We start from the raw sequence: 22,891 nt of genomic DNA on the forward strand, positions 1-22,891 counted from the left end.
GCGCGCCCATTGCCGATAAGCGGGGGATGAAGACACAGCTGCCCATCCATGACGCATTGGACCCGCTGATCTCGGCGCTTGAACGCCGGGGCCGCGCTGTATTGCAGGCCCCGCCCGGCGCGGGCAAGACAACCGTGGTGCCGCTGGCGATGCTTGAGTCCGGGCTGACGGATGGCAAAATCCTGATGCTGGAGCCCCGCCGCCTGGCCGCCCGCGCAGCCGCCGAGCGCATGGCCGAAACCCTGGGCGAACGCCCCGGCCAGACCGTGGGCTACCGCGTCCGCGGTGAGGCCAAGGTTTCGGCCCGCACCCGGATCGAAGTGGTCACCGAGGGCATCCTGACCCGCATGTTGCAATCAGACCCGGAACTGACGGGCATCGGCGCGGTGATCTTTGACGAATTTCACGAACGCTCTCTGAATGCCGATCTGGGCCTGGCCCTGTGCCTTGAGGTTGCGGAGGCACTGCGCGACGATCTGACCCTGCTGGCGATGTCGGCCACGCTGGATGCCGCGCCGGTGGCCGCCCTGATGGGCGATGTGCCGATCATTACCTCCGAAGGGCGTAGTTTTCCCGTGGATCTGGTGCATCTGGAGCGCCCGCTGGACAAACGCGCCCGGCTCGAACCCTCGGTGGTGGATCTGATCGCCCGCGCGGTATCCGAAACCCAGGGCTCCGAAACCCAGGGCGGCGTGTTGGTCTTCCTCCCCGGCGAGGGGGAAATTCGCCGGGTTCAGGCCGGGCTGAAGGGGCGTTTGCCCGCCGATTGCAGCGTCTTTCCTCTGTTCGGCGCCATGGAGTTCGCCGCCCAACGCGCCGCAATCCGGCCCGCGCAGACCGGGCGCAAAGTGGTGCTGGCCACCTCGATCGCGGAAACCTCGCTGACCATTCAGGACGTGCGGGTCGTGGTGGATGCCGGCCGGGCGCGGCGCGCGCGGTTCGATCCGGGCAGCGGCATGTCGCGGCTGGTCACCGAACGCGTCACCCGCGCCGAGGCCACCCAGCGCGCGGGCCGGGCGGGCCGCGTGGCCAAGGGCACCTGCTATCGGCTATGGACAAAGGGCGAAGAGGGCGGGCTGCTGCCCTTCCCTCCGGCGGAAATCGAGGCTGCCGATCTGGCCGGTCTGGCGCTGGAACTGGCCCTGTGGGGGGCCACCCCCGATGAGCTGCCCCTGCTGACACCGCCCAATCCCGGCACCTATGCCGAGGCCACCGCCCTGCTGAAAATGCTGGGGGCGCTGGACGGGGCGGGGCGGATCACCCCTCATGGGAAGGCCCTGGCCAAGCTGCCCTTACATCCGCGTCTGGCCCATATGCTGACGATTGCCGGCCCCGGCGCGGCGGATCTGGCGGCCCTGCTGGCAGAGCGTGATCCCCTGCCCTTTTCCGCGCCTGTGGACCTGGCCTTGCGGCTCGAAGCGCTGCGCGATCCGCGCCGCTTCGCCGACACCCGCCCCTATGCCCCAAATCGCGGCGTCATCGAACGTATCCGCGCCGAGGCCAAACGCCTGCGTGGACAGATCAAGGGGCAGCAGACCACCCGGCTCGGCCCCGCCGAAACCGCCGCCCTGGCCTATCCCGACCGTATCGGCCTGCGCCGCAAAGGTGACGTGCCGCGCTATATTCTGTCGGGCGGCAAGGGCGCGGTGCTGGATGATCATGACCCGCTGGCCTCGGCCCGGCTGATTGTCGTGACAGACACCGACGGCAACCCGCGCGAGGCCAAGATCCGGCAGGCGATCCAGATTTCCGAGGCAGAAATCCGCAGCCAGTTCGCCGATCAGATCACCTGGCAGGACAGTTGCGCCTGGTCCAAACGCGACCGGCGCGTCGTGGCCCGACAGCGCGAAATGCTGGGCGCGATCGCCCTGGATGACCGTATTTGGAAAGACGCCCCGCCCGAGGCCATCGCCCAGGCCATGCTGGAGGGCGTCCGCGATCTGGGGATGATCCTCAGCGATGCCGCGCAACGGTTTGTTGCTCGGGTGCAGCTGATCCGCGCCGCCGGGCACGATCTGCCCGACATGTCGCCTCGGGCCTTGCTAGAGAGCATAGAAACCTGGCTGCTTCCGCATCTGACCGGGGTGAAAAACGCCGCCGACTGGAAAAAGTTCGATCTGCTGCCGGCCCTGCGCGCGATGCTGGATTGGAACCAGATGCAGGCGCTGGATCAGGCCGCCCCGGCGCATTTCACCACGCCTTTGGGGCGCAAAATCCCCATCGACTATGGCGGCGAGGCCCCGCAAATCAGCCTGCGTCTTCAGGAAATGTTCGGCCAGACCAGCCACCCGATGGTGGGGCGGCAGCCTCTGCGGGTGACGCTGCTGTCTCCGGCTGGGCGGCCCGTGCAGACGACCATGGACATCCCCGGCTTCTGGGCCAGCTCTTATGCCGATGTACGCAAGGACATGCGCGGGCGTTACCCCAAACACCCCTGGCCCGAAGACCCCACCCAGGCCGACCCGACCCTGCGGGCCAAAAGACGCGGCAATTAGCAGGCCATGCTTTAAGGGTTTTGCATTTCTGTTACAAAACGTATATACATTGCCCATACAACAGGCGAACGAGCGAGCAGGACGACAGATGAATGATGGCCTCAAGAAGGCATGGGTGGATATGGTCCAACCTTTGATTTCGCGCCCCCGATTGTTGCAGGTTGCTGCGCTGTGCCTGCGTGGAAAAGGCGATGACCTGCGCGTTCTGATGATCACCTCGCGCGGGACCGGGCGCTGGATTATCCCCAAAGGCTGGCCCATCGACGGCATCAGCGCCCATGAGGCCGCAATGACCGAAGCCTGGGAAGAGGCCGGCGTCAAAAAGGGCGATGTGGACCCCACCCCCATTGGCAGCTTTACCTATGATAAAGTCATGGACAGCGGCGCTCCGGCCCCGGTCGAGGCACAGGTCTATGTTGTCCGCGTGGAAAAGATCGTCGATGCCTACCCCGAGGTTGACGAACGCAAACGCAAATGGATGAAGCCGCACAAGGCCGCCCAGCTGGTGGCAGAACCGGGCCTGAAGGCGATCCTGCTGGATTTGTAACAGTTTTACGAAAATTTTATGACAATTTTCTTGCCTCAGGCGAGCGCCCTGTCTAGGGCCGTTTGCGATAGCCTGAGGGGGATAACATGTCATCCAACAAAAAAGAGTGGACCACTCTGGATAAGGATCTGGGCCGGATTTCCCAGATCGAATACGCCACATCCTATGTTTCGCGGCCATTGGTGGCACCTGGGATCGCGCTGGCCTTTATTGTGGTGGCCGGTCTGGCTGCGGCGGTGCTGTTCGGGCAATTCCCGGTAAATCTGGTGGTCGTCGCGGCTGCGGTTTTTGGGGCCTATATGGCTCTGAACATTGGCGCGAATGACGTGGCCAACAACATGGGCCCCGCCGTGGGCGCCAACGCGCTGACCATGGGCGGTGCGATCGTGATCGCCGCCCTATGCGAAAGCGCGGGCGCCCTGCTGGCCGGAGGCGACGTGGTTTCGACCATCTCAAAGGGGATCATTGACCCGGCGGGCATGGCCGATAGCACAGTCTTTATCTGGGCGATGATGGCGGCGCTGATCAGCTCGGCCCTGTGGGTGAACCTGGCCACCTGGGTGGGCGCGCCCGTGTCCACCACGCATTCCGTCGTCGGAGGCGTCATGGGCGCCGGGATCGCCGCGGCGGGCTTTGCCGCCGTGAACTGGCCCACGATGGGTAAAATCGCGGCCAGCTGGGTGATTTCTCCGGTTTTGGGCGGGGTGATTGCGGCCGCATTCCTGGCGTTCATCAAGGCCAAGATCATCTATCAGGACGACAAAATCGCCGCCGCGCGCCGCTGGGTGCCGGTTCTGGTGGGAATCATGGCCGGAGCCTTTGCCAGCTATCTGGCGCTGAAGGGGCTGAAGCGGATCGTCAAAATCGACCTGCAAACCGCGCTGCTGATCGGGCTGATCGCCGGAGCGCTGACCTATGCGATCTCCGCCCCTCTGATCCGCAAGCAATCCGAAGGGCTGGAGAACCGCAACAAATCCCTGAAAATCCTGTTCGGGATGCCGCTGGTGCTGTCCGCCGCGTTGCTCAGCTTTGCGCACGGGGCCAATGACGTGGCCAACGCGGTCGGGCCGCTGGCGGCCATCGTTCATGCCTCAAAATCCCATGCCTTCGAAGCCAAGGTTCTGATCCCGACCTGGGTCATGGTGATCGGCGCTTTCGGGATTTCGTTCGGGCTGTTCCTGTTTGGCCCCAAGCTGATCCGCATGGTCGGCAGTCAGATCACCAAGCTGAACCCGATGCGCGCCTATTGCGTGGCGCTGTCGGCGGCGATCACCGTGATCGTGGCCAGTTGGCTGGGCCTGCCCGTCAGTTCGACCCATATCGCGGTGGGCGGGGTGTTCGGTGTGGGCTTCTTCCGCGAATGGCACGCCGAGCGACGGCTGCGCAACTCGGCCGCCGGCCGGCCCGCAGCCAAGCGCATCGCCCCCGAGGAACGCCGCCGCCGCAAACTGGTGCGCCGGTCGCATTTCATGACCATCGTCGCGGCCTGGGTGATCACCGTGCCCGCCGCTGCCCTGATGTCGGCCGTGATTTTCCTGATCCTGAACGGCGTGATCGCCCTTTGATCCGCACAAATCAGCCCGCGTAAAACAAAAAGGGGCCTGCGGGCCCCTTTTGCATTCGGAATGCGCGGCCCTTAGCGGCGGCGGTCACGGCGGTTGGACATCGGCTGGAACGCCACGCCGACATGGGCCTCGCAATAGGGTTTGCCCTGTTGCACGGGCAGGCCGCAGAACCAGAAATCATCGGTGGCCGGGTCGCCCACGGGCCATTTGCAGGTCCGCTCGGTCAGTTCCAGCAGGCCCAGCTTCTTGGCCTTCTTTTCCACCTCATTGACCTTGGCCAGCGCCTCGGGGCTGATTTCATTCGCCGAGGGCTGCGGCGGCAGAGGCTGCCCGGCCGGGATGATCGCCTTACGGATCGGAGTCACATTGGCGGGGCGGGCTGCGGCGGGCTCGGTGGCGGCCGGTTCGGCTGCGGGTTTTGGCGCAGGCTTGGGGGCGGGTTTGGGCTTGGCCTCGGCGGCGGGTTTGGGCGCGGGCTTGGCCTTGGCCTCGGCTTTGGCGCCTCCACCGCCCGAGCGGTTCGACAGGCCCAGACGATGCACCTTGCCGATGACCGCGTTGCGGGTCACACCGCCCAGTTCCTTGGCAATCTGGCTGGCCGACTGGCCCTCGCCCCACATTTTCTTCAGAAGTTCGACGCGTTCATCGGTCCAGGACATTCGGTTTCCTTACCATAAAAAGCGGCCTCGCTTACGCGCGCCGCCCCTGTACTTTTTTGATTGCCCCCTATTTTAGTGATCCACGCCTGAGTTACAAGGCGTCGAATCCGCCGCTATCGCAAAGGAACAAAGCATGGAGCCGCAAATGCAGATGGGAACGCGCCGTTTCGGGCGGGTGAATTGGCTGGGCCTATGGACGCTGATCCAACGCGAGGTCATGCGGTTCGTGGTGGTGTGGACGCAGACTCTGCTGGCGCCGCTGGCCACGGCGGCGCTGTTTTTGATGATTTTCACCATCGCGATCGGGCAGCAGCGCGGCGACGTGATGGGCGTGCCCTTCACCCATTTCATCGCGCCGGGGATTTTGATGATGACGGTGATTCAGAATGCCTTTGCGAATACCTCGTCCTCGCTGGTGATTTCCAAGGTGCAGGGGAATATCGTGGACACGCTGATGCCGCCTCTGTCCCCGCTAGAGCTGGTTCTGGGCTATATCCTGGGCGGCGTGGCGCGCGGGCTGTGTGTGGCGCTGGCCATTGCCGCGGGGCTGTATCTGGTGCTGGGCATTCAGATCGCGCATCCTGTGTGGGCGCTGATCTTTGTCATTCTGGGCGCCGGGATGCTGGGCGCAATCGGAGTCGTCGCCGGTGTTTTTGCCAATAAATTCGATCAGATGGCCGCGATCACCAACTTCATTGTCACGCCTCTGGCATTCCTGTCGGGGACGTTTTATTCGGTTCAGGCGCTGCCAGCGGGCATTCAGCTGCTGACCCATTTCAACCCGATTTTCTATCTGATCGACGGGGTGCGCTATGGGGTGCTGGGGGTGTCTGACAGCTCGCCCTGGCTGGGCCTGTCCGTGGCCGGAGGCTTTACCTGCGTGGTTGCCCTGATGGCCTGGCTTATGTTCCGGACGGGGTATCGCCTGAAGGCCTGACCTGCCTGGCCCAGACCGCGCGCAGCGCCAGCTCGTGCCTTTGCATCTGTGCGGCCTGCCAGAAAAACCTTTGCATTTCTCTGCTGCTCGGGTATCTGGCCTGCATGATCAAACGCGCAGATATCGTCTCGATTCGACGCCGACGTACCCACGTCTGACGTCCCGCAGCCTTTGATCCGCCGCCAATTGCGGCCCACCCCCCTAAAATCGTTGACACCCGATCCTGTGAATGCAACCTCAGGATTTCTCTTTGGAACAAGGATGATCCACCTATGATCCCGTCTGTCCTGCCGACTTATAACCGTGCGCCGCTTCAGTTCGTGAAGGGCGAAGGCTCGTGGCTGATCGAGGCAGACGGCCGACGTTTTCTGGATCTGGGCGCGGGCATTGCCGTGAACGCCCTGGGCCACGCGCACCCCGCGCTGGTGCAGGCGCTGACCGATCAGGCCCAGACCCTGTGGCATGTGTCTAATCTCTATGAGATCCCTCAGCAGCAGCAACTGGCCGATCAACTGGTGGACAACAGCTTTGCCGATACCGTGTTCTTTACCAACTCGGGCACGGAATCGTGCGAGCTGGCGGTGAAAATGGCCCGTAAATACTGGTACGACAAAGGCCAGCCCGAGAAAGTTGAGATCATCACCTTCGACGGGGCATTCCATGGGCGGTCCTCGGCTGGGATCGCGGCGGCGGGCACCGAAAAGATGACCAAGGGGTTCGGCCCGCTGCTGCCGGGCTTTGTCCACCTGACCTTTGGCGACATGGACGGGCTGACCGATGCCATCACCGATAAAACCGCCGCCATCCTGATCGAGCCCGTGCAGGGCGAGGGCGGCATCCGCCCCGTTCCCGATGCGGAAATGAAGGCCCTGCGCCAGATCTGCGACGATGCGGGCATTCTGCTGATCCTGGACGAGGTGCAATGCGGCGTCGGCCGGACCGGCAAGTTGTTCGCGCATGAATGGGCGGGCATCACGCCGGACATCATGATGGTGGCCAAGGGCATCGGCGGCGGCTTCCCTCTGGGCGCGGTGCTGGCCACCGAAGAGGCCGCCAGCGGCATGACCGCCGGCACGCACGGCTCCACCTACGGCGGCAACCCGCTGGCCTGCGCCGTGGGCAGCGCCGTCATGGCCCAGGTCTGCACGCCTGAATTTCTGCAAACCGTCAATGCCCGCGCAGGCCAGATGCGCCAGGCGCTGGAAGGGCTGGTGGCCGCGCATCCCGATGTGTTCGACAGCGTGCGCGGCACCGGCCTGATGCTGGGGATCAAGTGCAAAGCCCCCAATATCGACGTGGTGAATGCAGGCTATGACAACCAGGTCATCACCGTCCCCGCCGCGGATAACGTGATCCGCCTGCTGCCGCCTCTGAACATCTCGGAAGACGAGATAAGCGAGGCGATCGCCCGGCTGAACGCGGCGGCCTCGCAACTGGAAACCTGACCCAAACACCCCGGCCGATCGTGCATAGCCCTGCCTCGGCCTGACACCGAAAAGACGTATATTATGAAACACTTCCTTGATATTCACACCACTGACCCCGCCGAGCTGCGGGGCATGATCGACGCTGCCAAATCCATGAAAGACGCGCGCAAAGGCCAGCCCAAGGGCGCACTGGATGCCGAGCAGCCGCTCAAGGATCACATGGTCGCGCTGATCTTTGAAAAGCCTTCCACCCGGACCCGCGTTTCCTTTGACGTGGGCGTGCGCCAGATGGGCGGGCAGACGATGGTGCTGTCGGGCACCGACATGCAGCTGGGCCATGGCGAGACCATCGCCGATACCGCCCGTGTGCTGTCGCGCTATGTGGACCTGATCATGATCCGGACGTTCGAGGAACAGACCCTGCACGAAATGGCCGAATACGCCAGCGTCCCCGTGATCAACGGGCTGACCAACCGCACGCACCCGTGCCAGATCATGGCCGATATCCTGACCTATGAGGAACATCGCGGCCCCATCGCGGGTAAGAAAGTGGTCTGGTGCGGCGACGGGAACAACGTGTTCGCCAGCTTTGCCCATGCCGCCGGGCAATTCGGGTTTGACCTGACCTTTACCGGCCCCGAGCCGCTGGACCCGGAAATGGGATTCATTGAACAGGCCCGCGCCAAGGGCTCGGCGGTGGAAATCATCCGCGATCCTGTCGAGGCGGTCTCGGGGGCGGATCTGGTGGTCACCGACACCTGGGTCAGTATGCACGATCCGCAATCGGCCCGCGAGCGGCGTCACAACCAGTTGCGCCCCTATCAGGTAAATGACGCGCTGATGCGCCATGCCAAGGACGACGCGCTGTTCATGCATTGCCTGCCCGCGCACCGCGACGAAGAGGCAACCAGCGCAATCATGGACGGGCCGCATTCGGTGATTTTCGATGAGGCTGAAAACCGCCTACATGCGCAAAAGGCCGTGATGCGCTGGTGTCTGGGGGTATAGTTTTTTGGGGGATATAGTTCTGGGGGTATAGTGGGGGCGCTGCCCCCGCCCTTTCGGGCTCCCCCGGAGTATTTTTGTCAAAAAGAAGCCAGATGGGCGAAAGAGGTTCGATGCAACGGCGTGTGTTCATGGTTTCGGGGGTGGCTCTGATTTTGACGGGCTGTGGGGGGCGGCGACGTGAAAAGCAGCGCGCCCGTCCGCAGCCGGAGCTTTATCCCAATGAGACGCCGGAAGTGCGGCGTTTGATCAACGAATATGCCGATCACTATCGGGTGCCACGGTCCCTGGTGCATCGGGTGGTGCAACGCGAGAGCAGCTATCGTCCACAGGCGCGCAATGGGCCTTATTACGGGTTGATGCAGATTCTGCCGCAGACCGCCCGGACCATGGGCTATCGCGGTGAGGATGCGGGGCTGCTGGATGCCGGGACGAACCTGAAATACGCGGTGAAATATCTGCGCGGGGCCTGGCTGCTGTCAGATGGCAGCGAAGAGCGCGCGGTGCAATGGTATGCGCGCGGCTATTATTACGAGGCCAAGCGGCGCGGGATGTTGAAGGAAACCGGCTTGCGCAGCTGATCATTCCAGCAGTTTGCGCAGCTTTTTTCTGGCCTCGTCTTCGAGCTTGCGTTTGATCGCGTCTTCGACGCTTTCTTCGGGGTTGTCATCGACGCCCAGTTTTTCCTTAACCTTGTCCTCCAGTTCTTTGCGGGCTTTTTCCTTTTCTTCCTTGAAGTTCAGGTCAATGGCTTTTTCCATGTCCGGCCAGATGCGTGGATTGGCCCAGGGGCCGCGAATATGCACCGGGATGGCCAGGCCTTTGCCGGCGTTGATCGTGTCCACTTTGGGCGTGAACAGATAGTCGATGTCGCGCGTGCCCAGCCCGATCCGCCCCGCGCCCGAGGCCGACACGGCGGGCAGTTTCAGCAGCAGGTCATTGTTTTGAGCGTTGCCCTTGTCCATGGTGAAGCTGGCGGTCAGGCTGTCGAACACCGTGGTACCGCCCGTGGTAAGGCCCTGGCGCATCAGCTTATCCAGATCGATGCCCTGAATCGTGCCGCGCCCCATGGACAGGCTGCCCGAGCCGGACAGCGATTGCATGATACTGTGCACCGATTGCCCGACGCCCAGAAAATTCATCTGCGCCTGTGCCTGTCCGGTAAAGCGGGTGATCCCGGCCAGATCGCTTAGCAGAGGCTGCATCTGCACCCCTGTGGCGGTCACATCGCCGCCCACCGACAGGCCCGAGCGGTTATTTGCGACAACCTGACCGCTGAATTGCCCGCCATAGCCGGACAGCGATTGCAGCTGCACCACGGCCCGCGACCGGGTGATCGTGGTCAGGGTTTTTGCCGCGCCAAAGGTCAGCCCGCCCGCGTTCAGCCCCTCGGCGGTCAGCAGGATCTCTGCATCCAAGAGCCCCAGGGCCGAGGCGTCGATGGTGTCTTTGGGCCAGCCCTCAGCCCCGCCGCCGCCCTCTGCCCCCGAGGAAAGCCCCGACAGATCCACCTGACCGGCCGACAGACGGGCCGTCAGATAGGGCGTTTCGGCGGCCAGGTTCAGATCGGCCGCCCCGCGCAAAGCGTTCTGGTCCAGCGTCACGGTCAAATCGCGCAAGGACAGCATCCCGGCGGTGGTAAAGGTCAGATCGGTGCTCAGCTGTGCCGCCTGCCCCAGCCCCCGCGGGATCGAGACCGGCCCGAGCCCGAACGCGGCCAGAAACGTCGCTGTTTTGGGCAGATCGGCCCGTAATTGCCCCTGTGCCTGCGGCTGGCTGCCCACGCGCCCGTCAAATTGCAGCGATCCGCCCGCCCCGCTGACCCGAGCGGACAGCCCGGTGATCTCGCCCTCGATCAGCCCGGCCAGATCGGCCACCTTTCCGGAAATCTCAAGCGGACGAGCGCCATAGGTCAGCGCCCCCGAAAAATCCGCCTGCCCGCGATATTCGGGCCATTGCAGATCCAGGCTGACATCTGTGATGCGCAGATCGGTGCCCGCCCCATGATCCACATAACGCAGGGTTCCGCCCGAAATCAGCGCCCTGTCCAGCGATAGCGCCAGCGCATTCGCGCTGCCCTGAGGCTGCCCCGAAGGGGCCACGCCCGCCACGCCCAGTTCCCAGTTCACGCGGCCATCCCCGGCCCGTTCCAGCAGGATACTGGGGGCCACGGCCTCAAGCCCGGTGATCTTGATCGCGCCGGACAGAAGCGACATGAAATCCACGCCTACCTTCAGGCTGTCCGCCCGCAGCATCGGCCCCGCATTGGACCAGTCCGCATTGGCAATCGTGACCTTGCCGGTGGACACCCCCAGCACCGGGTAATAGCTGACCGTGGTGTCCCCCTCCAGCCGCACCTCGCGCCCGGTTTGTGCGCGCAACTGATCGGCCGCGACCTGCGCGATCCGATCCCCCGGCAGCAGCAGCACCCCCACCACCGCGATCACCACCATCACGATCACCGCACCGATCAGCTTGAACAGAAGCCGCATTTTGCCCACCTCAGCATTTTCGTTAAGCGCAGCTTACGGCAGGCCGGGCGCTGTGCCAATGACAGCGGCACGGGGAGCCGCCAGAGAGCAGGGTTTCGCTGGCTCTTTGCGAGTTTGGAACAACGGGGCAGTGCAACGCTCTTTCCCAAAGCCTGTGCATTCTGTATGAGGCCCCATGACCCAGAATCCGCCAAATCTTCGCCCAGACCTCGCGCCGCGTGCGCGTCTCCAGGATACACCGCGCGCCGGACAGCCGACCATTGGTATGGTCTCGCTTGGCTGCCCCAAGGCTTTGGTGGATTCCGAACGGATTCTGACCCGCCTGCGCGCCGAGGGCTACGGCATCAGCCCCGATTATTCCGGCGCGGACGCGGTGATTGTGAACACCTGCGGGTTTCTGGACTCCGCCAAGGCCGAAAGCCTGGAGGCCATCGGCGAGGCGCTGAACGAAAACGGCAAGGTCATCGTCACCGGCTGCTTGGGCGCCGAGCCCGAATACATCACCGGCGTGCACCCCAAGGTTCTGGCCGTCACCGGCCCGCATCAATACGAACAGGTGCTGGATGCCGTCCACGGCGCCGTGCCGCCCGATCCGGACCCGTTCATCGACCTGCTGCCTGCATCGGGCGTGAAACTGACCCCGCGCCATTATAGCTATCTGAAGATTTCCGAGGGCTGCAATCACAGCTGCAAGTTCTGCATCATCCCCGACATGCGCGGCAAACTGGCCAGCCGCCCGATGAAGGCCGTGTTGCGCGAGGCCGAAAAGCTGGTCGAAAGCGGCGTGAAGGAACTGCTGGTCATCAGCCAGGACACCAGCGCCTATGGCACCGACTGGAAAGACCGCCAGGCCAAATTCCCATTTCTGGAACTGGCCCAAGAGCTGGGCCAACTGAACGTCTGGACCCGCCTGCATTACGTCTATCCCTACCCGCATGTGCGTGACGCGATTCCCCTGATGGCCGAGGGTAAGATCCTGCCCTATCTGGACATCCCGTTCCAACACGCGCATCCCGACACGCTGAAACGCATGGCGCGCCCCGCTGCCGCAGAAAAGACGCTGGACAGGATCGCCGAATGGCGCGACATCTGCCCCGACATCACCCTGCGATCTACCTTTATCGTGGGCTATCCCGGTGAAACCGAAGAGGAATTCCAGACCCTTCTGGACTGGATGGACCAGGCCCAGCTGGATCGGGTTGGCTGTTTTCAATATGAAAACGTGGATGGCGCGCGCTCGAACGCGCTGCCCGATCACGTCCCCGATGAGATCAAACAAGACCGCTGGGACCGTTTCATGCAGAAGGCTCAGGCGATTTCCGAGGCCAGGCTGGCCGCCAAGGTGGGCCAGATCATGGACGTGATCGTGGATGACATCGACGCAGACGGCATCGCCACCTGCCGCACCAAGTCCGACGCACCGGAAATCGACGGCAACCTGTTCATCGACGAAGGCACCGACGGTCTGTCGGTCGGGGATATTGTCACGGTCGAGGTAGACGAGGCCGGGGAATATGACCTGTGGGGGCAGCTGGCAATATCACCTTAGTGTTATTCCAGAGCAGCAATCGCATCCTCATATTCTCTCAACTTCTTTTGATAGTAATCAATTTTGTCCTGCCTATTGAGGGAGCTTGGATCGTATTCGAAGCGAACCAGTAAATTAGGAGCAGTTTCTTTAGTATCGCCATCCAAAATTGCAGCAAGATGAGCGGCAACAGAGAGATTTTTTCCATCGCCTCCTTTTCCAGCCAATCTGAAAGTCCAAACCGACGTTCCCCCGACACTATAAACTGTTGAGTTGCCACGATACTGTCTGGAAAAGGAATGTAACTCCGTCCAAAGCTTACTACTGGCCGGCACATTCGCCAAATTGACAACAAGATCCCCATTGTCTCCCCAAACATCTCGAAAGGCCAGTGCCAGTTCATTCGTCCGCGCCTCTAGGCCACTTGCCAAAATAGCTCTCGTTTTCTCACTGTATGTATCGATCTTTGTGTTCAGAGACTTGAACTCATATTCATTTGCCTTTGCAGCGACATGAACCTCACCAATGATCCGGTTAGCTTCGCTTCGAAAGTCCGATTGCACACCATACCAGCCAAACCCGCCAAAGCTAGCGAGTAGTGCTGCAAAAGTAACGTAATCTCCAAAGCTAAGATTCATTTCACACCTTTGAATTTAACTGCGCAGACCTCAGGAATGCAGTCTCTGAAAACACAAGAACGTCTAACACAGTGCGGATAGTAGATATGGGACTTACGACGAGACTTTCTACCACAAAAGCCGGTAAAGTCTAGTTTCTGCCACTTTTTCTCTTTCTCAAAAATAAACGCAAAAACCTGCGACGGAACCTGCAAGGGGCTGCGTATTAGCCATGTCTCCACTCGCGGGGTGTGGATCGAAGAGGCCTGGCAGTGCGCCCGGGTTAGTGCGACCTCTTCGGTCCGCCCCCGCGAGGGAGACACCCTGTTCCAAGCCAAAGGTGCCCCATGTCCACGCTTCGCAAATACGCCACCCCCCTGACCATCGGTAGCTTTCTGATCATGGCCGTAACGGGGCTTTTGATGTTTTTCCACGCCGATACGCAATTCAACAAACTGGCGCATGAATGGCTGGGCTGGTTGATGATCGGTGCCGTCGCGCTGCATGTGGTGCTGAACTGGCGCGCGTTCATGCTTTATTTCAAGCGGCCGCTGGCCAAGGGCGTGATGGGGGTTTGCGCGCTATTGCTGGCGGCGTCCTTTATTCCCGCTTCCCAGCAGCAACAGGCCCGGCCGGATTTTGCGATCATCGACATGGTCGTGAATGCGCCGCTCAACGAGATCGCGCCCCTACTGGACACCGATGTTCCGACGCTGCTGCAACGCCTGAACGATGCCGGCCACGCGGCAACCCCGGATCAGACCCTATCCGAGCTGACCTTCGGGGATACCCGGCAGGCGGCCTTTTTGGCCGCGTCCTTGCAGACCGGAGCCTGAAACGGCGCAAACCCGCAGGGTTATTCGCCGGCCAGGCGCTCCAGCAGGTCTTTGTTGCGGCAATAATCGGGGGCGTGCGCGGCCTGCGGGTGTTTGGCCATCCAGCTTTTGCACGCGCCATCATGCGTGCAATGCACACAGCGCATCACCGCCTCGCGGTATGTGCTGGCCATCGCCGGATTTCGCGCCACCTGCTCAGCGAAGTCTACGCCCACGGTTTCGGCCATTTTACCCATCACCGAGGCCCGACGGCCGAATTTGTCAAAAATACCCATGGGGCGTCTCCTTTGAGGTTAATGTTTCAGCCCATTCAGAATGGCGGCATTCGCGCATCCTTCGGGGGCCTGAGAGATTTCCGAGGTCGAATGGGCCAGCCAGCTCTCGCATTGCGAGACAAGGGGGCATTTGCGGCACTGCGTGACCATCTGCGCATAGCCCTGCGCGGACAGGCGGCCTTCGCTCATGGCTTCGGACAGGTTAACGCCCATTATCCGCGCCACCGAACGCGTCAGCCAGAAATGCCGGGCCGGATCGCCCAACGAGAATAAAATGCCCATTTCAAACCCTCTTGTCAGTGTCGGCTTGCAGATCCGTGAAACGCCCGCAATTGACACAGGTCGAGGGAACATCCGTCGCCGTCGGCGTTTTCCGTAACCAGCGCGCGCAGCCCTCGGCCCAGTCGCATCCGCGGCATTTGTGGACCATCTGTGCCCATTCCTCTTGCCCAAGTTCGCCCGCCTGATACGCCGCCACCAGATCGGCACCCGTTGTTTTGGCCATGCGTTTGGCCAGCCAGTAGTGCTTTTTATGATCGCCAAGCGGTTTCAAGCGGGGCTCCTTCGGGGTGTGAACAGGGCCGAAACTACAACACGCGCTGCGGGGCGCGCCTTGATACGGATCAATCGGCAAAGGCCCTAGGCGCCCTTCAGCCGATGAGCAAAAGCCAGGGGGCGAGGCGGCGGGCGGCCTTGGTTCAGGTCAATCCAGCGCGTCCAGATAGGCCCGAACGCAGGTTTGCACATGGCGAAAGCGATCCCCGCCTAAATGTTTGCCACCATACCAGCGTGTCACCACAACGATATGATCGGTCAGCCCCTCGCGTTCCAGCATTCGCAAAATCACCATGCCGGCACCGGATTCGCCATCGTCGTTCTTGGCCTGAGCCCCGCCTGAATACAGCACCGCCCAGGTGTTATGCGTGGCCTTGGCATAGCGCTTGCCGCGTTTAAGCTGTTTCAGAAACGCCGCCACATCCGCAGCCGAGCCCACAGCCCCACCCGACACCGCATAGCGCGACCCGCGGTCGCTGACGACATTTTCCAATTGCAGCAAGACTTATCCCCTGGCGGCGGTTTTGATCACCTCGATCCGCTGGGCATTCGGCGGATGAGTACCCAGAAAACGGTTGCCCGGATCGGGCACGCGGACAAAATACTCGGCCCCGCGCACCGGATCATAGCCTGCACGTTTGGTGATCACTGTGCCCAGCTTATCGGCCTGAAGCTCAAATTCTTTGGAATAGGCCCGGCCACCGATATCTGCGCCCAGCCCGGTTGCATCCACCCCCGCTGCGGCCCCGATCAGCCCGAACAGGATGGCTCCGGCCAGCGCATTACCCTGTTTCTGCTCCAGATGGCCATGAATGTGATGCGCGGCCTCGTGGCCCATGATCAGGGCCAGTTCGTCATTGTTGCGCACGTTCATCAGCAGCGGAATCGTAAAGGCCAGAATCGGACGGCCCTGGCTGTTCTCGGTCTGAAAGGCGTTTTCATAGGGGCTCTGGTCATCGACGACGATCTGGTAGTCGCAATTCACACCCGTGGTGCGGCGCTTGCATTCGGCCTCGGCCACGGGCTCGATCCGATTGATCACCGATTGGAACCGGGTCGCGGCGGATTTGGCCCGCGCGTCCAGCTCCGCCTGTTCCCGCGCCGTCACCTGAGGGCGCTGCTCTGGCACGGTTTGCATACAGCCGGCCAGGGCCATGGCCAGTACCAAGACCAACTTCTTCATATCCGACACCCTTTTGCCTTTTGTCCTGCCGGACAAACTGCCACCATGGCACGCAGGGGACAAGCCCACCACCCAACCGAAAAGGCGAACAAAGACCATGTTTTCAATCGAACACGACTTTGACGCGACGGTCATCACGCTGATCGACGAAGGCACGCCGAACCTGCAAGAGGACGTGACGATCAATGCCTTCGAAGACTGTATCGTGATTGAACAGCTGGACCCGCGCACCGAGCTGGTCGAGCGGATCACCCTGTCGATTGCGCAGCTCAAGGATCTATCGGCCGCGCTGGACCTGCCCGAGGGTGTCTATCAGCGCGTACGCGAGAAAAAGGACTAATCCAGCCGGAATATCTTGTCCCGGCTGCTGGCGCCCCGGATCAGGGTCAGCCGCGTTTTGGCCACGCCCAAGGCCTTGGCCAGAAGTTTCTGAACGGCGGCATTCGCCTTGCCGCCCTCGGGCACAGTGGTCACGTAAATACGGATCTGGCCCTCTTTTATCAGCACCGCATTGCGCGCGGCCCTGGGGGTCACCCGCACTGCGATTTCAGCGCCCGAAGCGGCCAGATGTGTCAGGGTCTGCATCCCGATTTTCCCGTAGTTCTCCGCATTTACATCCGATAGCGGGCAGGAAATAGTTACCCCTGAACAAAAGCGGAGACCAGCATGGCAACCGGGTTTTATTGGGATGAGAAATGTTTCTGGCACGCGGGCGGCAACTATGCGCTGACATTGCCGCTGGGCGATTTCGTGCAGCCTCTGGCGGCGGGCGGATTGCCGGAAAACCCCGAAACAAAGCGGCGGCTGAAAAACCTGATCGAGGTCTCGGGGCTGATCGGCGACATGCAGATGCGCCACGCCCCCGCCGCCACATGGGAGGATCTGGCCCGCGTTCATCCCGAAACCTATCTGACGGCCTTCAGGGAACTGTCCGATGCCGGCGGGGGCGAGCTGGGCCTGCGGACACCTTTTGCCAGGGGCGGGTTCGAAATCGCGGCCCTGTCGGCCGGGCTGGCAAAGGGCGCTCTGGCCGATGTGCTGACCGGTGATCTGAAGAATGCCTATGCGCTGTCGCGCCCGCCGGGGCATCATTGCCTGCCCGATTGGCCCAACGGGTTCTGCCTGCTCAATAACATCGGCATCGCAATCGAAGCCGCCCGCGCCGCCGGCCTGGCCCGGCGCTTTGCCGTCATCGACTGGGACGTGCACCATGGCAACGGCACCGAGGCCGTGTTCTATGATCGCAGCGACGTGCTGACGATCAGCCTGCATCAGGAATGGAACTATCCGCTGGACACCGGCGCCTTGCAGGATCGCGGATCGGGCGCGGGGGAAGGGTATAATATCAACGTGCCGCTGCCCTCGGGGGTGGGGCATGTCGGCTATCTGGAGGCAATGGAGCGCATCACCCTACCCGCTCTGCACCAGTTCCGCCCCGATGTGATTATCATCGCCTGCGGCTTTGACGCCGGGATTTTCGATCCGATCGCCCGGCAGCTGTGTACAGCGGAAACCTTCCGGCTGATGACACGGCAGGTGATGGCCGCTGCACAGGCTCTGTGCGGCAGCAAGCTTGTGATGGTGCACGAAGGCGGCTATTCCGAGGCCTACGTTCCCTTCTGCGGCCATGCCGTACTGGAGGAAATGTCAGGCAGCGATAAAACGGCCCCCGATCCGATGGCCGACACCGTTGCCAAACGCCAGCCCAGCGACCGTATGAATGCGGTCTTCAGCCAGTTGATAACAGAAATGGCGCTGGAATTGGGGCTGTGACGGGTTGAACCCGCGCTGCCAAACCCCGAAATAAGGCGCAACGCATAGGAACAAGGACATTATGGAAAAGAATACAGCAGCCCTGGAGTTTCTGCTGACGCGGCGCTCGCGTCCCCAGAAAACCCTGATCGCCCCCGTGCCCACCCGCGATCAGCTGACGCCGATCCTGACCGCCGCCGCGCGCACCCCCGATCATGGCAAGCTGGAGCCCTGGCGCTTTATCGTGCTGGAAAAGGGCGCGCTGCGCCGGCTGGGCGATCTGGCCCGCACCCGCGCCGCCGCGCTGGACCTGCCCGAGGACAAGGTGCTGAAAGGCCCCATGCAGTTCGACACCAGCGATCTGGCCATTGCCGTGATCGAGGTGCAAAAAAACAGCGATAAAGTCCCCCCGCTTGAGCTGACCTACTCGGCCGGGGCGGCCTGTCTGGCGCTGCTGAATGCGGCGCTGGCCTCGGGGTGGGGGGCGAACTGGCTAAGCGGCTGGCCTAGCCATGACCGCACCTTCATGGCCCAGGGTCTGGGCCTGTCCGAAAACGAACGTGTCGCGGGTTTCATCCATATCGGCACCGAAAAAATGGCCCCGCCCGAACGCCCCCGTCCCGATCTGGAAAGCATCGTCACATGGCAATCGGAATGATCCTTGGCGCTTTTGCGCGCACCCTTGGCCAAATCGGAGACCGCCGCTTCCGCAAGGTGCTGTTTCTGGGGGTCGGCCTGACCTTTGCCCTGCTGATCGCCGTCTACGCCGCGTTCCTGTGGTTCTTGCAATGGTCCACCGGGGACACCGCCACGCTGCCTATTATCGGAGAGGTCACCTGGCTGGATGATCTGCTGGGCTGGTCCAGCCTGTTTTTGATGCTGATCCTGTCGGTGTTTCTGATGGTGCCCGTGGCTTCGGCCATTACCTCGATGTTTCTGGACGAGGTTGCCCAGGCCGTCGAGGACAGGCACTACCCCCATCTGCCCCCCGCCACCAAAGTCCCCTTTGGCGAAGCATTGAAGGACACGGTGAATTTTCTGGGCCTTCTGATCGCGGCCAACACGATTGCGCTGATCCTCTATATCATCCCGGTGTTTACGCCGTTTTCGCTGTTCATTTTCTGGGGGCTGAACGGGTTCCTGCTGGGGATGGAGTATTTCACCCTGGCCGCCATTCGCCGCGTGGGCCGTCAGGGCGCCAAAGACCTGCGCAAACAGCACCGAGGCACAATCTGGCTGGCCGGCACGCTGATGGCGATGCCGCTGTCCTTGCCTTTGCTGAATCTGGTCATCCCGATTTTAGGAGCAGCCACGTTTACCCATATTTTCCACGCAGTCACGGGCAGCCAGCGTCAGACATTCCGGTAATGCCCGGACAGATCCGGCCAGGCGGATCCCACAGAACAGAAAACCCCCGCCACAGGAACACACAGTGGCGGGGGCAGAAAATACGCCGCTCTGGCGCGTATCAGGCCGGGTTCATCCGGTTGAACCAATCCAGATCCCGCACAGTGATCCAGCCCGACAGGATGATCGCCGTGATGATGCACCACAGGACGGCGGCGACAATCGTGGTGATGATCGCCTTCTTCTTCAGCTGATGATGCTCGGGGGCACCGGCATGAGTGCCCGGCACGACCTTGCCAACGTCCCCTTGCGTCTGCAGACGGATCGGGATCGCGATGAGAAAGCTCATGAACCAGATCACCGCATACAGAACGATGGCCGAGGTGATGGACATCAGACTTGCTCCAGCTCGGTCAGGGTGCCGTTCATATCTTTGGGGTGCAGGAACAGCACGGGCTTACCGTGGGCGCCGATCTTGGGCTCGCCGTTGCCCAGAACGCGCAGTCCGGCGGCCTTCAGCTGGTCACGCGCGGCAAGGATGTCATCGACCTCATAGCAGACATGGTGGATGCCGCCCGAGGGGTTCTTTTCCAAAAACCCGGTGATAGGCGAGTTTTCCCCCAGCGGGTACAGCAGCTCGATCTTGGTGTTGGGCAGTTCGATAAAGACCACGGTCACACCATGATCGGGTTCGTCCTGAGGCGGGTTCACCTTGGCACCCAGCGCGGTGCGGTATTGTTCGGATGCTGCCTCGAGGTCGGGAACAGCGATTGCAACGTGATTCAGGCGGCCAATCATGGGGGTCTCCTCTGGAATAAAGCTGCGCGCAGTTATGGCGGGCCGGAACCCATAGCGCAAGCGGCGGGGGGTCGCATCCGCCGGGCGCGTTAACGCAGGATTCACCAACCCTGCGCCATGGTGAGTCGCATGACCCACAAGAGGATGCCAGAATGGACGACCGTGAGCTATTCCAAATCAACCGTTTCCCGACGCCCGCCCGGCCCTTGCTGGGGGTAACGATTCTGGTGGTCGAGGATAGCCGCTTTGCCTGCGAGGCGATGCGCCTGCTCTGCGTGCGCTCTGGGGCGCGGATCCGGCGGGCGGACAGCCTGTCCGCTGCGCAGCGCCATTTGCAAGTCTACCGCCCCACCGTGCTGATCGTGGATCTGGGCCTGCCGGACGGGGACGGCACGCAGCTGATCGAGGCCGCGCATCAGATGCGCCCGCGCATCCCCGTCATTCTGGGCACCAGCGGCGATGACCTGGCCCATGATCTGTGCACGCAGGCCGGGGCGGATGGGTTTCTGCCCAAACCCGCCCATTCGCTATCGCAATTCCAAGAACTGATCCTGTCTCATCTGCCCGAAGATCAACGCCCCATGGGCCCGCGCGTCGTGAACGAGGAATTGGTCTCGCCCGATACGCTGGCCTATCGCGATGATCTGGCCCACGCGGCCGAGCTGCTGTGCGACGGATCGGACGAAAAAGTGCTGGATTACGTGGCGCAGTTCATCACCGGCATTGCCCGCAGCGCGGCGGATGCGCCATTGGTAACAGCCGGAGAGGCGCTGACGATCGCGCGGATGCAGGGCCGCTCGTGCCGCTCAGACGTGGCCCGTCTGGCCGGTCTGGTACAAGAGCGTCTGTCCGCCGCCGTCCCCGTTTAGGGGGCCAGCGCAGGGTCCGGTGCCACGCCGGCCAGTTTCGTCAAATCCGAAAGCCGCTCTTTCTGGGTGCCCTCTGCGGTGAAATTCGCAGGGGACAGCCAGACCCGAAACGCCTCGGACAGCGCGGGCCATTCCTTGTCGATGGCCGCGTACCAGGCCGTATCGCGATTGCGCCCCTTGACCACAGTCGCCTGACGGAACACGCCCTCATAGCTTAGCCCCAACCGCTGCGCCGCCCACCGGGACGGCAAGTTCAGCGCATCGCATTTCCATTCGAACCGGCGGTATCCGGCCTCAAACGCCCATTTCATGGTCAGATAGAACATCTCGGTCGAGGCCCGCGTGCGTTGCAGGCATGGCGCAAATGTCAGCCCGCCCAGCTCGATCGCGCCTGCCTCGGGGGTGATCCGCATGAAGCTGCCGACACCGCCATATCGGCGCGTTTGCTTGTCATATATGGCAAAGAAATACGGATCGTGCCCCTCGGCGGCCTCGCGGGTCCAGCGGTGATATTGCGCGGCCGAACTGAACGGCCCCCAGGGCAGGTAATCCCAGATCCAGTCGTGCCGCTCATAGGCGCGGAACAGCAACGCCGCGTGTTTGTCCGCGTCCAGACGCTCCAGCCGGACATATGTGCCCTCCAGTTCGGTCATCGCCGGGCGCTCTGGCGGCGTCCAGCCAGGAAGAAGCGGGCCCAGAGGGCGCGGATCGGACATTTCGAAGGCTCCATACGTTGTCGCAGGGGCGACAGTAGATCAGCCTTTCGTCTGGCAAAAGCCCTAAAGAATCAGGCGCGGGGACGCGCCCAGCTCCATCCCCGGAAAGACGGTGTTTTCAAGCGTGCCCGTGTCCAGCCCGAACAGCCCGCGCATCATCCAGCCGGCATAGGCGCGCACATCGCGGGTCGGCATCAGATCGCGCCCGTTGTACAGATCCTCGTGCCGCAGGCCGGGCCAGTCGCCATAGACACGCCCGCCGCGAATGGCCCCGCCCGCCAGCAGCATCGCGCCGCCGGTGCCGTGATCCGTGCCGCGGGTGCCGTTTTCACGGACGGTGCGGCCGAATTCCGTCATCGCCACCACGGCGGTTTTTCCCCAGGTATCCCCCAAGGCGCCGCGCAGCACCAGCAACGCGTCGGAAAGCTGTCTTAGCGCCCGAGGCAGGGCCGCCCCCTGCCCCCGATGCGTATCCCACCCCCCGACCGAGAACGCGGCAATCCGGCTGTCGCCCCGCAGCTTTTCCCCGGCAAAGGCGGCGACTTTGCGAATGCCCAGCGTGCCGTTTCGGGCCAGCCCGTCCATGTCCATCCCCGCGTCACCGGGGATGGCCTGCATCCCGCCATCGCCGCTGTCCAGCAACATCGCCGCCTCGGCAAAAGCGTCGGCAAAGGCCGGATCGTCATGCAGGACCAGCTCAGCCAGGCGACGCCCCTGCGGAGACAGGCTCAGCCGCACATCCGGTGACCAGTTGGCCACAGGCGCGGCCCCGTCCAGCAGCAGCATATTCTCGTGTCCGATGGCATAGGCCAGATCGGCCCGCATCCCCGGAACGGTCTGCAACATCCGGTTCAGCCAGCCATCCCGCCCCGTGGCGGCCCCCAGTTGCGGGGTTCCGGCCTCCAGCAGATCCTGACCGTCGAAATGGCTGCGCTTATCGCGATAAGGGGTCGAAACCGCGTGCACAAAGCCCAGCTCCGAGGCCTTCCACAGGGGCATCAAAGGGGCCAGAGCGGGGTGCAGCGCGTAAAACCCGTCCAGATCCAGCGCGCCGGCTTTCTCTCCGGTTTGTAAGGTCGCGCGTGCGGCTGCCAGGGCCGGATCGCCATAGGGCTGCACCACGTCCAGCCCGTCCATCGCGCCGCGCAGGATAATCACCACCAGCCGGTTATCCCACGGAGCCGAGGCCAGCGTGACCGGCGTAATCAGCGGGCTGGCCGCCGCCGAGCATCCCAAAGCCAGCGAGCGGGTCAGCAGTTTTCGGCGTGTCCAGTCTGTCATCGGAAAG

General features: G+C 62.5%; 27 protein-coding genes. 14 read left to right on the top strand and 13 right to left on the bottom strand.

Going from position 1 to position 22,891, the window contains the following annotated elements:
• Positions 1–26: 26 nt before the first annotated feature.
• The 3 genes from hrpB to ACP15O_RS05075 all read left to right on the top strand — a co-directional run bounded on the left by hrpB (position 27) and on the right by ACP15O_RS05075 (position 4,607).
• Positions 27–2,495: an ATP-dependent helicase HrpB gene (gene hrpB, locus ACP15O_RS05065; RefSeq protein ID WP_425094958.1), complete on the top strand. Its 2,469-nt coding sequence runs from the start codon at positions 27–29 to the stop codon at positions 2,493–2,495.
• Positions 2,496–2,583: 88 nt separating this feature from the next.
• Positions 2,584–3,042, top strand: coding sequence for an NUDIX hydrolase (locus ACP15O_RS05070; RefSeq protein ID WP_425094959.1), 459 nt, complete (start codon positions 2,584–2,586; stop codon positions 3,040–3,042).
• 86 nt (positions 3,043–3,128) lie between these two features.
• Positions 3,129–4,607 (top strand): inorganic phosphate transporter, encoded by a 1,479-nt coding sequence (locus tag ACP15O_RS05075; protein ID WP_425094960.1) that lies wholly within the window; start codon positions 3,129–3,131, stop codon positions 4,605–4,607.
• A 71-nt stretch (positions 4,608–4,678) separates the two neighbouring features.
• Here the strand turns inward: ACP15O_RS05075 and ACP15O_RS05080 are convergent, their stop codons facing one another.
• Complete coding sequence (locus ACP15O_RS05080; RefSeq protein ID WP_425094961.1) at positions 4,679–5,266, bottom strand: GcrA family cell cycle regulator; 588 nt, start codon at positions 5,264–5,266, stop codon at positions 4,679–4,681.
• Between the two features lie 133 nt (positions 5,267–5,399).
• Here ACP15O_RS05080 and ACP15O_RS05085 point away from each other — a divergent pair, with 133 nt between their 5' ends.
• The 4 genes from ACP15O_RS05085 to ACP15O_RS05100 all read left to right on the top strand — a co-directional run bounded on the left by ACP15O_RS05085 (position 5,400) and on the right by ACP15O_RS05100 (position 9,216).
• On the top strand, positions 5,400–6,203 hold the full coding sequence (locus tag ACP15O_RS05085) for an ABC transporter permease (protein WP_425094962.1): 804 nt from the start codon (positions 5,400–5,402) through the stop codon (positions 6,201–6,203).
• Positions 6,204–6,475: 272 nt separating this feature from the next.
• Positions 6,476–7,648 carry an aspartate aminotransferase family protein gene (locus tag ACP15O_RS05090; RefSeq protein ID WP_425094963.1) on the top strand — a complete coding sequence of 391 codons (1,173 nt, stop codon included), beginning with the start codon at positions 6,476–6,478 and terminating at the stop codon, positions 7,646–7,648.
• A gap of 63 nt (positions 7,649–7,711) precedes the next feature.
• Positions 7,712–8,638 carry an ornithine carbamoyltransferase gene (argF, locus tag ACP15O_RS05095; RefSeq protein WP_425094964.1) on the top strand — a complete coding sequence of 309 codons (927 nt, stop codon included), beginning with the start codon at positions 7,712–7,714 and terminating at the stop codon, positions 8,636–8,638.
• Positions 8,639–8,748: 110 nt separating this feature from the next.
• Positions 8,749–9,216 carry a transglycosylase SLT domain-containing protein gene (locus ACP15O_RS05100; protein ID WP_425094965.1) on the top strand — a complete coding sequence of 156 codons (468 nt, stop codon included), beginning with the start codon at positions 8,749–8,751 and terminating at the stop codon, positions 9,214–9,216.
• Here the strand turns inward: ACP15O_RS05100 and ACP15O_RS05105 are convergent, their stop codons facing one another.
• On the bottom strand, positions 9,217–11,127 hold the full coding sequence (locus ACP15O_RS05105; protein WP_425094966.1) for an AsmA family protein: 1,911 nt from the start codon (positions 11,125–11,127) through the stop codon (positions 9,217–9,219).
• A gap of 175 nt (positions 11,128–11,302) precedes the next feature.
• Here ACP15O_RS05105 and rimO point away from each other — a divergent pair, with 175 nt between their 5' ends.
• Complete coding sequence (gene rimO, locus ACP15O_RS05110; protein ID WP_425094967.1) at positions 11,303–12,676, top strand: 30S ribosomal protein S12 methylthiotransferase RimO; 1,374 nt, start codon at positions 11,303–11,305, stop codon at positions 12,674–12,676.
• A gap of 2 nt (positions 12,677–12,678) precedes the next feature.
• Here rimO and ACP15O_RS05115 read toward each other — a convergent pair whose 3' ends face one another.
• Positions 12,679–13,293, bottom strand: coding sequence for a hypothetical protein (locus ACP15O_RS05115; RefSeq protein WP_425094968.1), 615 nt, complete (start codon positions 13,291–13,293; stop codon positions 12,679–12,681).
• A gap of 326 nt (positions 13,294–13,619) precedes the next feature.
• Here ACP15O_RS05115 and ACP15O_RS05120 point away from each other — a divergent pair, with 326 nt between their 5' ends.
• Positions 13,620–14,108: a DUF4405 domain-containing protein gene (locus ACP15O_RS05120; RefSeq protein WP_425094969.1), complete on the top strand. Its 489-nt coding sequence runs from the start codon at positions 13,620–13,622 to the stop codon at positions 14,106–14,108.
• Positions 14,109–14,128: 20 nt separating this feature from the next.
• On the opposite strand, the gene ACP15O_RS05125 is transcribed toward ACP15O_RS05120, so the two are convergent.
• The 5 genes from ACP15O_RS05125 to ACP15O_RS05145 form a co-directional block, all read right to left on the bottom strand.
• Entirely contained in the window at positions 14,129–14,383 is a 255-nt protein-coding gene (locus ACP15O_RS05125; protein ID WP_425094970.1) for a DUF6455 family protein, read from the bottom strand.
• A gap of 18 nt (positions 14,384–14,401) precedes the next feature.
• Positions 14,402–14,665 carry a DUF6455 family protein gene (locus ACP15O_RS05130; RefSeq protein WP_425094971.1) on the bottom strand — a complete coding sequence of 88 codons (264 nt, stop codon included), beginning with the start codon at positions 14,663–14,665 and terminating at the stop codon, positions 14,402–14,404.
• A gap of 1 nt (position 14,666) precedes the next feature.
• Positions 14,667–14,936: a DUF6455 family protein gene (locus ACP15O_RS05135; protein WP_425094972.1), complete on the bottom strand. Its 270-nt coding sequence runs from the start codon at positions 14,934–14,936 to the stop codon at positions 14,667–14,669.
• Positions 14,937–15,086: 150 nt separating this feature from the next.
• Entirely contained in the window at positions 15,087–15,440 is a 354-nt protein-coding gene (locus ACP15O_RS05140) for a YigZ family protein (protein WP_425094973.1), read from the bottom strand.
• Between the two features lie 3 nt (positions 15,441–15,443).
• Positions 15,444–16,121 carry a M48 family metalloprotease gene (locus ACP15O_RS05145; protein WP_425094974.1) on the bottom strand — a complete coding sequence of 226 codons (678 nt, stop codon included), beginning with the start codon at positions 16,119–16,121 and terminating at the stop codon, positions 15,444–15,446.
• A 97-nt stretch (positions 16,122–16,218) separates the two neighbouring features.
• On the opposite strand from ACP15O_RS05145, the gene ACP15O_RS05150 reads away from it, so the two are divergent.
• The gene (locus ACP15O_RS05150) at positions 16,219–16,461 is read left to right on the top strand and encodes a hypothetical protein (RefSeq protein WP_425094975.1); all 243 of its coding nucleotides are present in this window, start codon (positions 16,219–16,221) and stop codon (positions 16,459–16,461) included.
• Here ACP15O_RS05150 and ACP15O_RS05155 read toward each other — a convergent pair.
• Positions 16,458–16,706, bottom strand: coding sequence for a DUF167 domain-containing protein (locus ACP15O_RS05155; protein ID WP_425094976.1), 249 nt, complete (start codon positions 16,704–16,706; stop codon positions 16,458–16,460). The genes ACP15O_RS05150 and ACP15O_RS05155 overlap by 4 nt on opposite strands.
• A gap of 81 nt (positions 16,707–16,787) precedes the next feature.
• On the opposite strand from ACP15O_RS05155, the gene ACP15O_RS05160 reads away from it, so the two are divergent.
• The 3 genes from ACP15O_RS05160 to ACP15O_RS05170 all read left to right on the top strand — a co-directional run bounded on the left by ACP15O_RS05160 (position 16,788) and on the right by ACP15O_RS05170 (position 19,241).
• Positions 16,788–17,894, top strand: coding sequence for a class II histone deacetylase (locus ACP15O_RS05160; RefSeq protein ID WP_425094977.1), 1,107 nt, complete (start codon positions 16,788–16,790; stop codon positions 17,892–17,894).
• A gap of 61 nt (positions 17,895–17,955) precedes the next feature.
• Positions 17,956–18,531: a nitroreductase family protein gene (locus tag ACP15O_RS05165; protein WP_425094978.1), complete on the top strand. Its 576-nt coding sequence runs from the start codon at positions 17,956–17,958 to the stop codon at positions 18,529–18,531.
• Positions 18,528–19,241, top strand: coding sequence for an EI24 domain-containing protein (locus ACP15O_RS05170; RefSeq protein ID WP_425095474.1), 714 nt, complete (start codon positions 18,528–18,530; stop codon positions 19,239–19,241). The genes ACP15O_RS05165 and ACP15O_RS05170 overlap by 4 nt, the downstream gene beginning before the upstream one ends.
• A gap of 100 nt (positions 19,242–19,341) precedes the next feature.
• Here the strand turns inward: ACP15O_RS05170 and ACP15O_RS05175 are convergent, their stop codons facing one another.
• Entirely contained in the window at positions 19,342–19,614 is a 273-nt protein-coding gene (locus tag ACP15O_RS05175; RefSeq protein ID WP_425094979.1) for a DUF1467 family protein, read from the bottom strand.
• On the bottom strand, positions 19,614–20,018 hold the full coding sequence (mce, locus tag ACP15O_RS05180; protein WP_425094980.1) for a methylmalonyl-CoA epimerase: 405 nt from the start codon (positions 20,016–20,018) through the stop codon (positions 19,614–19,616). Before mce ends, ACP15O_RS05175 begins: the two co-directional genes overlap by 1 nt.
• Positions 20,019–20,170: 152 nt before the next feature.
• Between mce and ACP15O_RS05185 the strand changes: the two genes are divergently transcribed.
• The gene (locus tag ACP15O_RS05185; RefSeq protein WP_425094981.1) at positions 20,171–20,887 is read left to right on the top strand and encodes a response regulator; all 717 of its coding nucleotides are present in this window, start codon (positions 20,171–20,173) and stop codon (positions 20,885–20,887) included.
• On the opposite strand, the gene ACP15O_RS05190 is transcribed toward ACP15O_RS05185, so the two are convergent.
• Both ACP15O_RS05190 and ACP15O_RS05195 read right to left on the bottom strand, forming a co-directional pair.
• On the bottom strand, positions 20,884–21,603 hold the full coding sequence (locus ACP15O_RS05190; protein WP_425094982.1) for a GNAT family N-acetyltransferase: 720 nt from the start codon (positions 21,601–21,603) through the stop codon (positions 20,884–20,886). The two genes, ACP15O_RS05185 and ACP15O_RS05190, sit on opposite strands and share 4 nt — an antisense overlap.
• 63 nt (positions 21,604–21,666) lie before the next feature.
• On the bottom strand, positions 21,667–22,884 hold the full coding sequence (locus ACP15O_RS05195) for a DUF1501 domain-containing protein (protein WP_425094983.1): 1,218 nt from the start codon (positions 22,882–22,884) through the stop codon (positions 21,667–21,669).
• Positions 22,885–22,891: the final 7 nt, after the last annotated feature.

Source organism: Youngimonas ophiurae (nom. illeg.), from assembly GCF_049803795.1.
Lineage (GTDB): Bacteria > Pseudomonadota > Alphaproteobacteria > Rhodobacterales > Rhodobacteraceae > Thalassobius.

Coding starts and splice junctions, on each gene's coding strand:
- hrpB (WP_425094958.1), top strand. CDS start 27: ATGAAGACACAGCTGCCCATCCATGACGCATTGGACCCGCTGATCTCG.
- ACP15O_RS05070 (WP_425094959.1), top strand. CDS start 2,584: ATGAATGATGGCCTCAAGAAGGCATGGGTGGATATGGTCCAACCTTTG.
- ACP15O_RS05075 (WP_425094960.1), top strand. CDS start 3,129: ATGTCATCCAACAAAAAAGAGTGGACCACTCTGGATAAGGATCTGGGC.
- ACP15O_RS05080 (WP_425094961.1), bottom strand. CDS start 5,266: ATGTCCTGGACCGATGAACGCGTCGAACTTCTGAAGAAAATGTGGGGC.
- ACP15O_RS05085 (WP_425094962.1), top strand. CDS start 5,400: ATGGAGCCGCAAATGCAGATGGGAACGCGCCGTTTCGGGCGGGTGAAT.
- ACP15O_RS05090 (WP_425094963.1), top strand. CDS start 6,476: ATGATCCCGTCTGTCCTGCCGACTTATAACCGTGCGCCGCTTCAGTTC.
- argF (WP_425094964.1), top strand. CDS start 7,712: ATGAAACACTTCCTTGATATTCACACCACTGACCCCGCCGAGCTGCGG.
- ACP15O_RS05100 (WP_425094965.1), top strand. CDS start 8,749: ATGCAACGGCGTGTGTTCATGGTTTCGGGGGTGGCTCTGATTTTGACG.
- ACP15O_RS05105 (WP_425094966.1), bottom strand. CDS start 11,127: ATGCGGCTTCTGTTCAAGCTGATCGGTGCGGTGATCGTGATGGTGGTG.
- rimO (WP_425094967.1), top strand. CDS start 11,303: ATGACCCAGAATCCGCCAAATCTTCGCCCAGACCTCGCGCCGCGTGCG.
- ACP15O_RS05115 (WP_425094968.1), bottom strand. CDS start 13,293: ATGAATCTTAGCTTTGGAGATTACGTTACTTTTGCAGCACTACTCGCT.
- ACP15O_RS05120 (WP_425094969.1), top strand. CDS start 13,620: ATGTCCACGCTTCGCAAATACGCCACCCCCCTGACCATCGGTAGCTTT.
- ACP15O_RS05125 (WP_425094970.1), bottom strand. CDS start 14,383: ATGGGTATTTTTGACAAATTCGGCCGTCGGGCCTCGGTGATGGGTAAA.
- ACP15O_RS05130 (WP_425094971.1), bottom strand. CDS start 14,665: ATGGGCATTTTATTCTCGTTGGGCGATCCGGCCCGGCATTTCTGGCTG.
- ACP15O_RS05145 (WP_425094974.1), bottom strand. CDS start 16,121: ATGAAGAAGTTGGTCTTGGTACTGGCCATGGCCCTGGCCGGCTGTATG.
- ACP15O_RS05150 (WP_425094975.1), top strand. CDS start 16,219: ATGTTTTCAATCGAACACGACTTTGACGCGACGGTCATCACGCTGATC.
- ACP15O_RS05155 (WP_425094976.1), bottom strand. CDS start 16,706: ATGCAGACCCTGACACATCTGGCCGCTTCGGGCGCTGAAATCGCAGTG.
- ACP15O_RS05160 (WP_425094977.1), top strand. CDS start 16,788: ATGGCAACCGGGTTTTATTGGGATGAGAAATGTTTCTGGCACGCGGGC.
- ACP15O_RS05165 (WP_425094978.1), top strand. CDS start 17,956: ATGGAAAAGAATACAGCAGCCCTGGAGTTTCTGCTGACGCGGCGCTCG.
- ACP15O_RS05170 (WP_425095474.1), top strand. CDS start 18,528: ATGATCCTTGGCGCTTTTGCGCGCACCCTTGGCCAAATCGGAGACCGC.
- ACP15O_RS05175 (WP_425094979.1), bottom strand. CDS start 19,614: ATGTCCATCACCTCGGCCATCGTTCTGTATGCGGTGATCTGGTTCATG.
- mce (WP_425094980.1), bottom strand. CDS start 20,018: ATGATTGGCCGCCTGAATCACGTTGCAATCGCTGTTCCCGACCTCGAG.
- ACP15O_RS05185 (WP_425094981.1), top strand. CDS start 20,171: ATGGACGACCGTGAGCTATTCCAAATCAACCGTTTCCCGACGCCCGCC.
- ACP15O_RS05190 (WP_425094982.1), bottom strand. CDS start 21,603: ATGTCCGATCCGCGCCCTCTGGGCCCGCTTCTTCCTGGCTGGACGCCG.
- ACP15O_RS05195 (WP_425094983.1), bottom strand. CDS start 22,884: ATGACAGACTGGACACGCCGAAAACTGCTGACCCGCTCGCTGGCTTTG.